This window comes from Azospira sp. I09 (assembly GCF_009177135.1).
GTDB lineage: Bacteria > Pseudomonadota > Gammaproteobacteria > Burkholderiales > Rhodocyclaceae > Azospira > Azospira oryzae.
Genome location: NZ_AP021844.1, coordinates 406836 through 418756, shown reverse-complemented (window position 1 = coordinate 418756; position 11921 = coordinate 406836). Strand labels below are relative to the sequence as shown.

General features: G+C 69.0%; 15 protein-coding genes. 13 read left to right on the top strand and 2 right to left on the bottom strand.

Features of this window, described 5'->3' with window-relative positions; translation table 11 throughout:
• Positions 1–8 precede the first annotated feature (8 nt).
• From cobM to cobA, 11 genes are read left to right on the top strand one after another with little or no spacing between them, the layout of a single operon-like run.
• Positions 9–812 (top strand): precorrin-4 C(11)-methyltransferase, encoded by an 804-nt coding sequence (cobM, locus tag AZSP09_RS01955; RefSeq protein ID WP_014237975.1) that lies wholly within the window; start codon positions 9–11, stop codon positions 810–812.
• Positions 813–821: 9 nt separating this feature from the next.
• Positions 822–1808, top strand: a complete 987-nt coding sequence (locus tag AZSP09_RS01950; protein ID WP_152089002.1) for a sirohydrochlorin chelatase — start codon at positions 822–824, stop codon at positions 1806–1808.
• 3 nt (positions 1809–1811) lie between these two features.
• Positions 1812–2492: a precorrin-8X methylmutase gene (locus AZSP09_RS01945; protein WP_152089001.1), complete on the top strand. Its 681-nt coding sequence runs from the start codon at positions 1812–1814 to the stop codon at positions 2490–2492.
• Positions 2482–3678, top strand: a complete 1197-nt coding sequence (locus tag AZSP09_RS01940; RefSeq protein ID WP_152089000.1) for a cobalt-precorrin-5B (C(1))-methyltransferase — start codon at positions 2482–2484, stop codon at positions 3676–3678. The genes AZSP09_RS01945 and AZSP09_RS01940 overlap by 11 nt, the downstream gene beginning before the upstream one ends.
• Positions 3671–4963: a precorrin-6y C5,15-methyltransferase (decarboxylating) subunit CbiE gene (gene cbiE / locus AZSP09_RS01935; protein ID WP_152088999.1), complete on the top strand. Its 1293-nt coding sequence runs from the start codon at positions 3671–3673 to the stop codon at positions 4961–4963. Before AZSP09_RS01940 ends, cbiE begins: the two co-directional genes overlap by 8 nt.
• Positions 4964–4966: 3 nt before the next feature.
• A complete protein-coding gene (cobI, locus tag AZSP09_RS01930) occupies positions 4967–5767 on the top strand; it encodes a precorrin-2 C(20)-methyltransferase (RefSeq protein WP_152088998.1) in 801 nt (266 codons plus the stop codon).
• A gap of 28 nt (positions 5768–5795) precedes the next feature.
• Entirely contained in the window at positions 5796–6581 is a 786-nt protein-coding gene (locus AZSP09_RS01925; RefSeq protein WP_152088997.1) for a cobalamin biosynthesis central domain-containing protein, read from the top strand.
• The gene (locus AZSP09_RS01920) at positions 6578–6985 is read left to right on the top strand and encodes a cobalamin biosynthesis protein (RefSeq protein ID WP_152088996.1); all 408 of its coding nucleotides are present in this window, start codon (positions 6578–6580) and stop codon (positions 6983–6985) included. Before AZSP09_RS01925 ends, AZSP09_RS01920 begins: the two co-directional genes overlap by 4 nt.
• Positions 6986–7026: 41 nt before the next feature.
• On the top strand, positions 7027–8022 hold the full coding sequence (gene cobJ, locus AZSP09_RS01915) for a precorrin-3B C(17)-methyltransferase (protein WP_152088995.1): 996 nt from the start codon (positions 7027–7029) through the stop codon (positions 8020–8022).
• Complete coding sequence (locus tag AZSP09_RS01910; protein ID WP_014237984.1) at positions 8019–8357, top strand: (2Fe-2S) ferredoxin domain-containing protein; 339 nt, start codon at positions 8019–8021, stop codon at positions 8355–8357. Before cobJ ends, AZSP09_RS01910 begins: the two co-directional genes overlap by 4 nt.
• Positions 8354–9121: a uroporphyrinogen-III C-methyltransferase gene (gene cobA / locus AZSP09_RS01905; protein WP_152088994.1), complete on the top strand. Its 768-nt coding sequence runs from the start codon at positions 8354–8356 to the stop codon at positions 9119–9121. The genes AZSP09_RS01910 and cobA overlap by 4 nt, the downstream gene beginning before the upstream one ends.
• A gap of 13 nt (positions 9122–9134) precedes the next feature.
• Here the strand turns inward: cobA and AZSP09_RS01900 are convergent, their stop codons facing one another.
• Positions 9135–9425 carry a YkgJ family cysteine cluster protein gene (locus AZSP09_RS01900; RefSeq protein ID WP_152088993.1) on the bottom strand — a complete coding sequence of 97 codons (291 nt, stop codon included), beginning with the start codon at positions 9423–9425 and terminating at the stop codon, positions 9135–9137.
• Positions 9422–10315, bottom strand: coding sequence for a patatin-like phospholipase family protein (locus AZSP09_RS01895; RefSeq protein ID WP_152088992.1), 894 nt, complete (start codon positions 10313–10315; stop codon positions 9422–9424). Before AZSP09_RS01895 ends, AZSP09_RS01900 begins: the two co-directional genes overlap by 4 nt.
• 106 nt (positions 10316–10421) lie before the next feature.
• Here AZSP09_RS01895 and aat point away from each other — a divergent pair, with 106 nt between their 5' ends.
• Positions 10422–11138 (top strand): leucyl/phenylalanyl-tRNA--protein transferase, encoded by a 717-nt coding sequence (gene aat, locus AZSP09_RS01890; protein ID WP_152088991.1) that lies wholly within the window; start codon positions 10422–10424, stop codon positions 11136–11138.
• Positions 11139–11143: 5 nt separating this feature from the next.
• Positions 11144–11917: an arginyltransferase gene (locus AZSP09_RS01885; protein ID WP_152088990.1), complete on the top strand. Its 774-nt coding sequence runs from the start codon at positions 11144–11146 to the stop codon at positions 11915–11917.
• The last annotated feature ends 4 nt before the right edge of the window (positions 11918–11921 follow it).

Sequence of the window (11921 nt, the reverse complement as noted above, 5' to 3'; positions counted from 1 at the left end):
AACATGCCATGACCCCAGCCACCCTCGGCAAGATCTGGTTCGTCGGCGCCGGCCCCGGCGACCCGGACCTCATCACCGTCAAAGGCCGCCGCCTGCTGGAACAGGCCGGCGCCATCCTCTTCGCCGGCTCCCTGGTGGACCAGGCTGCCACCCTCTACGCCCCGCCGGGCTGCGAGATCCGGGACTCCAAGGACATGACCCTGGAGGAAATGACCTACTGGCTGCTCCAGGCCAGCCGCCGCCACCAGACCGTGGTGCGACTGCAGACCGGCGACCCGGGCCTCTACGGCGCCCTGGTGGAAATGACCCGGCCCCTGGACGAGGTGGGCGTGCCCTGGGCCGTGGTGCCAGGCGTCTCCTCGGCCCTGGCCTCAGCCGCCGCGGCGGGCGAGACCCTGACCCTGCCGGAAGTGACCCAGACGGTGATCCTCACCCGGGTCGCCGGCCGCACCCCCATGCCCCCGGGGGAGGAACTGGAGGCCCTGGCGGCCCACCGTTCCACCCTCTGCATCTTCCTTTCCATCACCCTGCTGCACGAGGTGCAGCGCGCCCTGCTGGCCGCCGGCTGGCCCGAGGATGCACCCATCCTGGTGGTGCAGAAGGCCTCCTGGCCCGGGGAGGAGAAGATCGTGCGCGGCACCATCGCGGACATCAAGAAAAAGTGCCAGGCGGAAAAGATCGCCGCCCAGGCCATGATCATCGCCAGCCCGGCCCTCGGCGCCCGGGACTGGGAGGACATCGCCCGCTCCAAGCTCTACGACCCCAGCTTCACCCACCGCTTCCGCAAGGCCAGCGTGGGCGAGGCCTCCTGAGAAATGCCCATGACCTTCAGTGCCCAAGACACCACCCTGCTCCTGGTCGGCCACGGTTCCCGCAACCGGGACGGCAACAAGGAAATCCTCCATTTCGCCGCCCAGTGGCGGGAACGCCACCCCGGCTGGCGCATCGAGGTGTGCTTCATCGAGCACGCCGAGGTGTTGCTGGATGAGGGCCTGAACCGGGCCGCCGGCAATGCGAAGAAGGTGGTGGTGATCCCCTTCATCCTCAACGCCGCCGGCCACGTGAAAATGGAGCTGCCCCACGCCGTGGAAGAGGCACGAGCCCGCCACCCGGGCGTGGACTTCCAGGTGGTGCGCCACCTGGGCATGGGCCGGGAGATTTTCGAGGTGCTGCAGGGCCAGCTGGACCGGCTGATGAAGCAGCTGGACATGCCCGACCCCTGCACCACCGGCGTCATCCTGCTGGGTCGCGGTTCGTCGGACGCCGGCGCCAACGGCGAGCTGGCCAAGATGGCCCGCTGGATCTTCGAGGACAACGACCACGAGCTGGTGGACATCGCCTTCACCGGCGTCACCTGGCCCCGGCTGGAAACGGCGGTGCAGCGCCAGGTCAAGCTGGGCATGACCCAGGTGGCCATCGTTCCGGTCTATCTCTTCACCGGCGTACTCATGGAGCGCATCAAGGCTCAGGCCGAGCGCCTGCAGCGCCAGTATCCCCAGGTGGCCTTCGCCCTGGGCACCCACTTCGGCTTCGACAAGGGCATCTTCGACCTGCTGGACGCCAAGGTGGGCGGCGATGAACTGCCCGAAGGCAGCCTGCTCGAATGCGACGGCTGCAAGTACCGCCTGGCCGCCGAGGACGAGCACCTGCACGACCACAGCCACACCGCCACCCACGACCACGGACATGAGCATGGCCACGCCCACGGCGGCTGCGGCCACCAACATGGGGGCAAACATGATCACGATCATGGTCACGGCCATTGCCATGGGCACAATCACTCCCACGATCATCACTCCCACGGGTAAGCCATGAACCACAACGCCAACGTCGTCACCGAACAGCTCACCGCCGCCGGCCGCGCCATCGAGCACGATTCCTTCGCCATCATCGACGCCGAAGCCGGCCCCCACGCCTACAGCGCCGACCAGTGGCCGGTGGTGCGGCGCATGATCCACGCCAACGCCGACTTCGAATTCAACGGCCTCACCGACTTCCATCCGGCAGCGGTGGAAGCGGGCCTGGCCGCCATCCTCAAGGGCGGCACCCCCATCGTGGCGGACGTGGAAATGATCTGCGTCGGCCTCTCCGCCAGCCGCCTCAAGCACTTCGGCGTCACCACCCACCACTTCATTTCCGACGCCGACGTCATCGCCCAGGCCCAGACCGAGGACACCACCCGGGCCGTGCAGGCCATGCGCAAGGCCCATCGCCAGGGCCTGCTGGACGGGGCCATCGTCGGCATCGGCAACGCCCCCACGGCCCTCATCGAAGTGGTGCGCCTGATCAAGGAAGAAGGGGCCCGTCCGGCCCTGGTCATCGGCATGCCCGTGGGCTTCGTCTCCGCCGCCGAATCCAAGGACCTGATGGCCGAGGTGCAGGACGTGCCCTGGATCGTCATCCGCGGCCGCAAGGGCGGCTCCACCCTGGTGGTGGCGGCCATCCACGCCCTCCTCGGCGTCGCCGAAGCCCGCCAGCGCAATGCCGCCTGAAGCCGCCAACAGCGCTCCCGTGAACAGCGAAGCGCCGCCGCCGGCCGAGAAGGTCCGCAAGGGCACGGCCAAGCGGGAACGGGGCAATCGCACCGGTTTCACCACCGGCGCCAACTCGGCGGCGGCGGCCGTGGCCGCCACCCAGGGCCTGGTCCAGGGCCAGGTGCCGGGCCAGATTTTCTGCCGCCTGCCCAACGGCCAGGAAGTGCCCTTCCAGATCACCGACGGCCGCGTCGAGGGCGAAGGCATGCCCCTGCGGGCCCACGCCGTCAGCATCAAGGATGCGGGCGACGATCCGGACGCCACCCACGGCGCCCACATGACCGCCGACGTGGTGCGCATTCCCGGTGGCGGCGGCCAGGTCATCCTCAAGGGCGGCCCGGGCGTCGGCGTCGTCACCAAGGAAGGCCTGGGCCTGGAAGTGGGCGGCCCGGCCATCAACCCGGTGCCCCGGCGCAACATCAGCGACAACGTGGCCCGGGCCGGCGCGTCCATCCTGGCCGCCGGCGACAGCCTGGAGGTGACCATTTCCGTGCCCGGCGGCGAGGAGATGGCGAAGAAGACCCTCAATGCCCGCCTCGGCATCCTGGGCGGCATTTCCATCCTCGGCACCACCGGCATCGTGCGCCCCTATTCCACCGCCGCCTTCCGCGCCAGCGTGGTCCAGGCAGTGGACGTGGCGGCGCGCCAGGGCCAGACCAGCGTGGTGTTCACCACCGGCGGCCGCACCGAAAAATTCGCCATGAAGCAGTTGCCGCAACTGCAGGAAGCCTGCTTCGTGCAGATGGGGGACTTCGTCAAGGCCGCCTTCCAGAGCGCCATCAAGCGCAAGATGCAGCACGTCTACATCGGCGCCATGGTGGGCAAGCTGACCAAGATGGGCCAGGGCCTGGCCGTGACCCACGCCTGGAAGCAGGAGATCGACCGGGACCTGCTGGCCGCCTGCGCCACCGAAGTGGGCGCCCCCGCCGACCTGGTGGAGGAAATCCGCAACGCCGAGACGGCCCGCTTCGCCGCCGAGCGCCTGGCCCTGCTGGGCCTCACCGTGCCCTTCCACCGGGCCCTGGCCATCCACGCCATGCAGAGCCTGCGGGCCTGCCACCCGGGACCCTACCAACTCACCGTGCTGGTCTGCGATTTCGAAGGCCAGTTCATCTGTCGCGTCGAAGAGGGCGAAAGTGTCTAAACAACCCTACTGCACCGTCCTCGGCATCCTGGACGACGGCTGGGCCGGCCTGCCGGATTCCTCCCGCCACTGCCTGCAATCCGCCGGCCTCATCGTCGGCGCCGGCCGCACCCTGGCCCTGGTGCAGCCCCATCTGGCCGCCGGTGTGAGCCTGAAGGACATGGACGGCAAGCTGGGCCAGGTGCCCGGCTGGATTCAACAAGCTGCCGCTGACGGCCTGCACACCGTCGTGCTGGCCACCGGCGATCCCCTCTGCCACGGCATGGCCAGCTATCTGGTGGGCAAGCTGGGGGCCGAATCGGTCACCGTCCTGCCCGCCCCCTCCACCCTGCAACTGGCCTTCGCCCGCTTCCAGCGGCCCTGGCAGGACTACCGCATTTCCACCTGCCACACCGCCGATGCGGGCGAGTGGCAGTTCGGCACCACCCCGGACAACGGCCTCTACAGGCTGATCCGGGCCATCGCCGAATACCCCAAGGTGGCCGCCTTCACCGGCCCGGACAACAACCCGGCCCGCCTGGCCCGGGCCCTGCTGGCCGCGGGCTATGGCGATGAAGTGCGCCTGTCGGTGGCGGCCAAGCTGGCCCTGCCGGAGGAACAGCTGTTCCCCGACCTGTCCCTGGAACAGGCTGCGGCCATGAGCTTCCCCGACCCCAATGTGGTGCTGGTGGAGCGCCAGGTGGCCGACCCGCGCGCCATCTTCGGCTTCGACGACCTGGACTTCGTGCAGCGCCAGCCCGAGAAGGGTCTCATCACCAAGCTGGAAGCCCGGGCTTTATCCCTGGCCAAGCTGGGTCTCAAGCCCGACAGCGTGGTGTGGGACATCGGCGCCGGTTCCGGCTCCGTCGGCCTGGAGGCCAGCCGCCTGTGCCGCCACGGCCACGTCTATGCCATCGAGAAAAACGAGGGCGACGCCGCCAACGCCCGGGAAAACGCCCGGCGTTTCCAGGCCACCAACTACACCCTGCGCCACGGCAAGGCCCCGGAAGGGCTGGAGACCTGGCCCGACCCGGATGCAGTGTTTGTCGGCGGTTCCGGCGGCGAACTGGCGGCCCTCATCGAGCTGATCCTCACCCGCTTGAAGCCCAACGGCCGCCTGGTGATGAACTTCGTCACCCTGGAAAACCTGGCCACCGCCACCACCGCTCTGGCCGCTGCGGTGGAGAAATTCGGAGCGAACTGGGACGTGACCCAGCTCCAGGCCAGCCGCAGCCAGCCCATCCTGGACATGCACCGCATGGCCGCACAAAACCCCATCTGGATAGTGTCAGCAAAGAAGAGCTAAACCATGACCGACAAGAAATACGGGCGCCTCATCGGCGCCTCCCTGGGTCCCGGCGACCCCGACCTCATCACCCGCCGCGCCTGGGCCGTGCTCAACGGCGACGCCCGCTGGCTCTATCCGGTGAAGAAGGCGGAGGAAAGCTCCTACGCCCTCTCCATCGTCACCCGGGGCGGCCTGGAAGTACCCGCCGACGCCGAGGAACTGGTGTTCCCCATGACCCGGGACGCCGAGATCCTGACCAAGGCCTGGGCCCGGGCTGCCGCCCGTACCGTGGAACTGCTGGGCGAGGGGCGGGACCTGGTGTTCCTGGTGGAAGGCGACGCCTCCACCTTCGCCACCTTCGGCCACCTGGCCCGGGTGGTGCGGGAACTGGTGCCGGAAGTTGAGGTGGAGACCATCCCCGGCGTCTCCTCCTTTGCCGCCGCGGCCGCCACCACCGGCACCACCCTGGCCGAGGAAGACGAAACCCTGGCGGTGATTCCCGCCGCCTACGGCGTGGAAGTCATCGACCACCTGCTGGACGAGTTCGACACCCTGGTGCTGCTCAAGGTGAAGCCCCTGGTGGATGAGGTGCTGGAGCTGCTGGAACGGCGCGAGCTGCTGTCCACCAGCTGCTTCATCGAGAAGGTGGGCTCCCCCGACGAGCGCATCGTGCGCGACGTGGCCTCCCTCAAGGGCGAGAAGGTGAACTACCTCTCCCTCATGCTGGTGCAGAACCCCAAGCGCCAGCGCGGCGAACTGCGCCGGGGCTGCCGCAAGCGCAAGGTAGCCAGCGAAGGTACGACCGATACCGTCGCGGCCTGAAAAGCATTACCCCAACCTAAAATATAAAATGATCCAACACCTCCCCTTCCCCAACGAGAGAATCGCCGTCATCTCCATCACCCGCCACGGCATCGCCCTGGCGGGCAAGGTGGTGGCGGCCCTGCCCGGCGCCCGCCTGTTCGCCCCGGAGAAATTCCGGGCCGAGGCGGAAGCTGCAGTTGCCAACACTCCTGGCGCGGCAACCACCTACAGCGGCAAAACCGGCGACCAGATTCCCGCCCTCTTCGCCAACTTCGACGGCATCGTCGCCATCGTCTCCCTCGGTGCCCTGGTGCGCCTCATCGCCCCCCACCTCAAGGACAAGGAACAGGACCCGGGGGTGGTGGTGGTGGACGAGGCCGGGCGCTTTGCCATTCCCATGCTCTCAGGCCACCTGGGCGGCGCCAACGCCCTGGCCGGCATCCTGGCGGCCAGCCTGGGCGCCACCCCGGTGCTCACCACCGCCTCCGACTCCCGCCAGACCCTGGGCGTGGACCTGCTGGGCCGGGAGCTGGGCTGGACCTTCGAGGCAACCCACGACGAGGTGGTCAAGGCCAGCGCCGCCGTGGTGAACGACGAGCCGGTGGCCCTGGTGCAGGAAGCCGGCAGCCCCGACTGGTGGCCGCGCCACGCCAACGGCCGCAGCGGCCCGGTGCCCGCCAACATCAAGCAGTTCAGCCGCCTGGAGGAGGTGGACCTGGACAGCGTCGCCGCCGTGCTGTGGATCAGCCACCGCCCACTACCGCCAGAACTGGCGCCCCGCCTGGCAGGCCGACTGGTCACCTACCGGCCGCCCGTGGAGCAAGGCGCTTGAGCCTGGCCAGCCGCAGAGTGGCGCTGGGCCTGGGCTGCGACCGGGGCACCCCGGAGGCGACCATTGCGCAAGCCGTGCAGGAAGCCCTGGCCGCCGCCGGCCTCGCCCCGGAACAGGTGGCGGCCGGTGCCAGCATCACCCTGAAGGCGGACGAGGTGGGCCTGCTGGGCTTTGCCGAACGCTTTGGCCTCACCCTCACCTTCTACCCGCCGGAAGTGCTGGCCACCGTGCCCGTGCCCAACCCGTCGGAGACGGTGCGCAAGTACACCGGCACCCCGTCGGTGTCGGAAGCCGCCGCCCTGCTGGCCGCCGGCACCGACATGAGCCGGCTGCTGATCGAAAAACACAAGCTGCGGGGTCCGGACGGGCGCAATGCCACCGTTTCCATCGCCCTGCTGCCCTGAGCCCGACAACTGCATTCACTGAATTTCCGAGGAACGATTTCATGACCGACATTCAAACCAACGCCCCGGCCAAGACCGGCAAGATCATGCTGGTGGGCCTGGGCCCCGGCGCCGTGGAACACATGACCGGCCGCGCCCGGGCCGCCATCGCCGAAGCCGACACCATCATCGGCTACGTCACCTATGTGCGCCTGGTGGCCGACCTGATCGACGGCAAGGAAGTGATCAAGAAGTCCATGACCGAAGAGCTGGACCGGGCCATCGAAGCCCTGGACCGGGCCAAACAGGGCAAGAAGGTGGCGTTGATTTCCTCCGGCGACGCCGGCGTGTACGGCATGGCCGGCCCGACTTTCGAGGTGCTGTTCCAGGCCGGCTGGACACCCGATTCCGAGATCGAGGTGGAAATCGTGCCGGGCGCTTCCGCCCTCAACACCTGCGCCGCCCTGGTGGGCGCGCCCCTGACCCACGACTTCTGCGCCATCTCCCTCTCCGACCTGCTCACGCCCTGGCCCACCATCGCCCGCCGCCTGGATGCGGTGGCCTACGCCGATTTCGTGGTGGCCCTGTACAACCCCAAGAGCGGCCGCCGCACCCGCCAGATCCAGGAAGCCCAGCGCATTTTCCTGCGCCACCGCGATCCCGAGACCCCGGTGGCCATCGTCAAGAGCGCCTTCCGCCCCAAGCAGCGGCTGGAATTCACCACCCTGGAGAAAATGGCCGAGGCCGACATCGGCATGCTGTCCACCGTGCTCATCGGCAACTCCAACACCTTCATCCGGGATGGCCTGATGGTCACCCCCCGGGGCTATGCCAACAAGTACGACGTGGCCGAGGGTGAACGCTCCACCAAGGGCGGCGAACAGGCTGGCCGCTCCCTTTCCACCGGCCTCAACGGCTGGCTGGAAGCCATCCGCGACAGCGGCAAGAGCGCCGCCGAACTGGCCGTGGAATACCGCCTGCCGGAGGACTACATCGCCGCCGCCCTGGCCGCAGGCCCGGAAGCGGCGGACGAAACCGAAGCCGAGGCGGAAGCATGAGCGAAGTCAGCAAGCCCCGCATCGGCGACTACCGCCGCCACCTGCTGGTGTGCACCGGTCCCCGCTGCACCCAGAACGGCGAGGGCCAGGCCCTCTTCGACTCCCTGGGCGACAAGCTCAAGGCGGCCGGCCTCACCGAGGGCGAGCTGCGGGTCAAGCGTTCCCGCGTCAATTGCTTCGCCGCCTGCAAGGGCGGCCCGGTGATGTGCGTGCAGCCCGACGGCACCTGGTACTACAACGTCACCGCCGACAACCTGGAGCGCATCGTCGAGGAGCACCTGAAGCATGGCCGCCCCGTGGACGATCTGGTTTTCCACCAGGGGCCCGGCCTGTGAGCCGGGTCTGGTCGGAACAGGCGCCGGGCAGCGTCTCCCTGGTGGGGGCCGGCCCTGGCGATGCGGAACTGCTGACCCTGCGCGCCTGGCGGCGCCTGCAGACGGCGGAAGTGCTGGTCTACGACAATCTGGTGGGCCCGGGCATCGTCGATTTCGCCCCGGCGACGGCGGAGCGCATCTACGTCGGCAAATCCGCCGGCAACCACACCCTGCCCCAGGAGAACATCTGCCAGCTGCTGCTGGAGAAGGCCCGGGCCGGCAAGCGGGTGGTGCGCCTCAAGGGCGGCGATCCCTTCGTTTTCGGCCGCGGCGGCGAGGAGATGGACGTGCTACTGCAACAGGCGGTGCCGGTGGAAATCGTGCCCGGCATCACCGCCGCCCTGGGGGCCGGCGCCAGTTTCGGCTTTCCCCTGACCCACCGGGACCATGCCCAGAGCTGCGTCTTCGTCACCGGCCACCTCAAGGACCAGGCCCTGGAACTGAACTGGCAGGCCCTGGCCCAGCCCAACCAGACCCTGGTGATCTACATGGGCATCCACGGCCTGGAACGCATCGCCGCCGGCCTGCAGGGCGCCGGCCTGGCCCCGGAAATGCCGGCGGCCCTGGTCTATCGCGCCACCTGGCCGGAACAGCGGCTCCACACCTGCACCCTGGCCACCCTGGCGGCGACGGCCCAGCGCCACGGCATCAAGCCGCCGACCCTGCTGGTCATCGGCAGCGTGGTGGCCCTGGCCGCCCCGGAACGGCCCTCCGCCCTGGTCTGAGGCCGGCCTTGGATCAGGCCGGCAGGCCGGCGGCCCGCTGCTCCAGGCAGTCGTAATCCCCCGCCTGGTAGTCGCGGCAGATGAAGGGACGCTGCTCGTAGATGGTGCACAGCATGGTGCGGCGATCCAGGGCAGCGCACCAGCCGTCCTCCAGGCGGTGCATGATCCAGCCGCCCCAGGGGTCCTGCCGGGTCAGGGCTTCGGGCACCTCGTCGTCGCCCCCCAGCAGCATCACCTCCAGCTTGCAGCAGCAGGCCCGGCAGGTGGCGCAGGTGACGTTCTCCTCGGCGGCCACGGTGCTCACCGGATGCCCAGCTTGGCGCGGATCAGGGGCAGGGCCGCCTGGGCCGCCCGTTCCCCTTCCAGGATGGCGTCGTTGCGGGACTTGAAGTCGGTGGAGCCGATACCCGGAATATCGGGGCGGATGACGACGTCGGCCTCCTTCATCTCCGCCTGGCCCAGGTGGCTGCCCATGATGGCGAAGGTCTGCAGCAGCACCTCCATGAGGCCGGAAACCTTGCCGTTCTTCGGCTTGCTGGAAATATCCACGGCGATCACCACCTCGCCGCCCATGGCCCGGGCGGCCCGCACCGGCACCGGGCTGACCAGGCCGCCGTCCACGTACTCGCGGCCGTTGATGGTGACCGGCTGGAAAACGCCGGGCACGCTGCTGGAGGCCCGCACCGCCATGCCCGTGTTGCCGCTGCGGAAGGTCACCGCCTCGCCGCTCTTGAGATCGGTGGCGACGGCGGCGAAGGGCTTCTTCAGCTTTTCCATGGGCTGCTGCTTCACCGCCTCGTTGATGAACTTCTGCAGGGCCTCGCCCTTGAGCACACCCCGATCCGCCAGGGACCAGTCGGTGATGGCCGATTCGTCCAGCTTCATGGCCAGCTTCTGCAATTCGTAGCCGGAATAGCCGGCGGCATAGAGGGCGCCGACGACGGAGCCGGCGCTGGTGCCGATCACCATGTCCGGCACGATGCCGTGGGATTCCAGGGTCTTGATCACCCCCACATGGGCAAAGCCCCGGGCGGCGCCGCCCCCCAGGGCCAGCACCACCTTGGGCGGCGGATGGCCCACCGCCGTCGCAGCCGCTGCCGGCGCCTCCGTCCGGTCCAGGGTGACGCAGCCGCAAAGCAGCAGGGAAGCGGCCCCCAGGAGGGCGCCAAGGCAGGTACGACGGGCAGAATACATGGAGGTCTCGCAGAATTTTCCCGGGCGCTGGCCCGGGGCAAGGGCCACATTATAATGAGCCCCACCCCGGCCCGCCCTTCCACCTTGCCTCCGGCTGAAAGCACCCATGCTGCCCTGGCTCACCGCCGCCCACGAGTTCCCGCCCCTCGCCACCGCCCTCAGCGAGCCCAACGGCCTGCTGGCCGTGGGCGGCGACCTGGCGCCGGAACGCCTGCTGGCGGCCTACCGGCGCGGCATCTTCCCCTGGTATTCGCCCGGGGAGCCGATCCTGTGGTGGAGCCCGGACCCGCGCATGGTGCTGTTCCCCGCCGAATTCAAGGTTTCCCGTTCCCTCGGCCGGACCCTGCGCCGGGGCGGCTACGAGGTGCGCCTGGACACGGCCTTCGCCCGGGTCATCGCCGCCTGCGCCCAGACGCCGCGGCGGGGCCAGCACGGCACCTGGATCGTGCCGGAGATGCAGGCCGCCTACCGCCGCCTGCATGAACTCGGGCTGGCCCATTCGGTCGAAACCTGGGTGGATGGCGAACTGGTCGGCGGCCTCTACGGCATCGCCCTGGGACGCATGTTCTACGGCGAATCCATGTTCTCCTGGCGCAGCGACGCCTCCAAGATCGCCGTCGCCCATCTCGCCCGTTACCTGGAAAGGCTCGGATTCGGCATGGTAGATTGCCAGATGCACACCGCCCACCTGGCCTCCCTCGGCGCCCGGGAAATCCCCCGGGACGATTTCATCGCCCGCCTCGACGCCCTGGTGGCCGCGGGGCCCGCCCCCGGCCCCTGGCCGGCGGCAGATGCAAGCCACCTGTGGCATAGCGCAGCCTGACCGACATGTCCCAACTCAACGACTCGTCCCTGCCCTTTTCCCTGCTGCAGTTCTACGCCACCTCGCCCTACGGCTGCAGCTACCTGCCGGAGCAGCAGGCCCGCTCCCAGGTGGCCACGCCCACCCACCTGATCAACACGGAAATCTACAGCGAGCTGGTGCGGGCCGGCTTCCGCCGCAGCGGCGTGTTCACCTACCGTCCCTGGTGCGATGCCTGCCGTGCCTGCGTGCCGGCGCGCATCCCGGTGCAGCGCTTCGCCCCGGACCGGACCCAGCGGCGGGTGGCCCGCCAGCACGAAAACCTGGTGGCCCGGGAAGTGCCCCTGGAATTTGCCGCCAGCCACTACGAGCTGTACCAGCGCTACCAGGCCAACCGCCACGCCGGCGGCGGCATGGACCAGGACAGCCACGAGCAGTACGCCCACTTCCTGCTGCAAAGCCGGGTGGACACCCGGCTGGTGGAGTTCCTCGAACCCGGCAGCGGCGCCGTGCGCATGGTCAGCGTCATCGACGTGCTCACCGACGGCCTCTCCTCCGTCTACACCTTCTACGACCCGGACGTGCCCGGCGCCAGCTACGGCACCTACAACATCCTGTGGCAGATCCAGCAGTGCCGGGAACTGGGCCTGCCCCATCTGTACCTGGGCTACTGGATCGGCGCCAGCCGCAAGATGGCCTACAAGATCCGCTTCAAGCCCCTGGAAGGGCTGGTGGACGGGGAATGGCAGGAGCTGGAGGCGCTCGCCGCCGCCCAGACGGAGCCAGGCCCCCAGCCCTGATCCT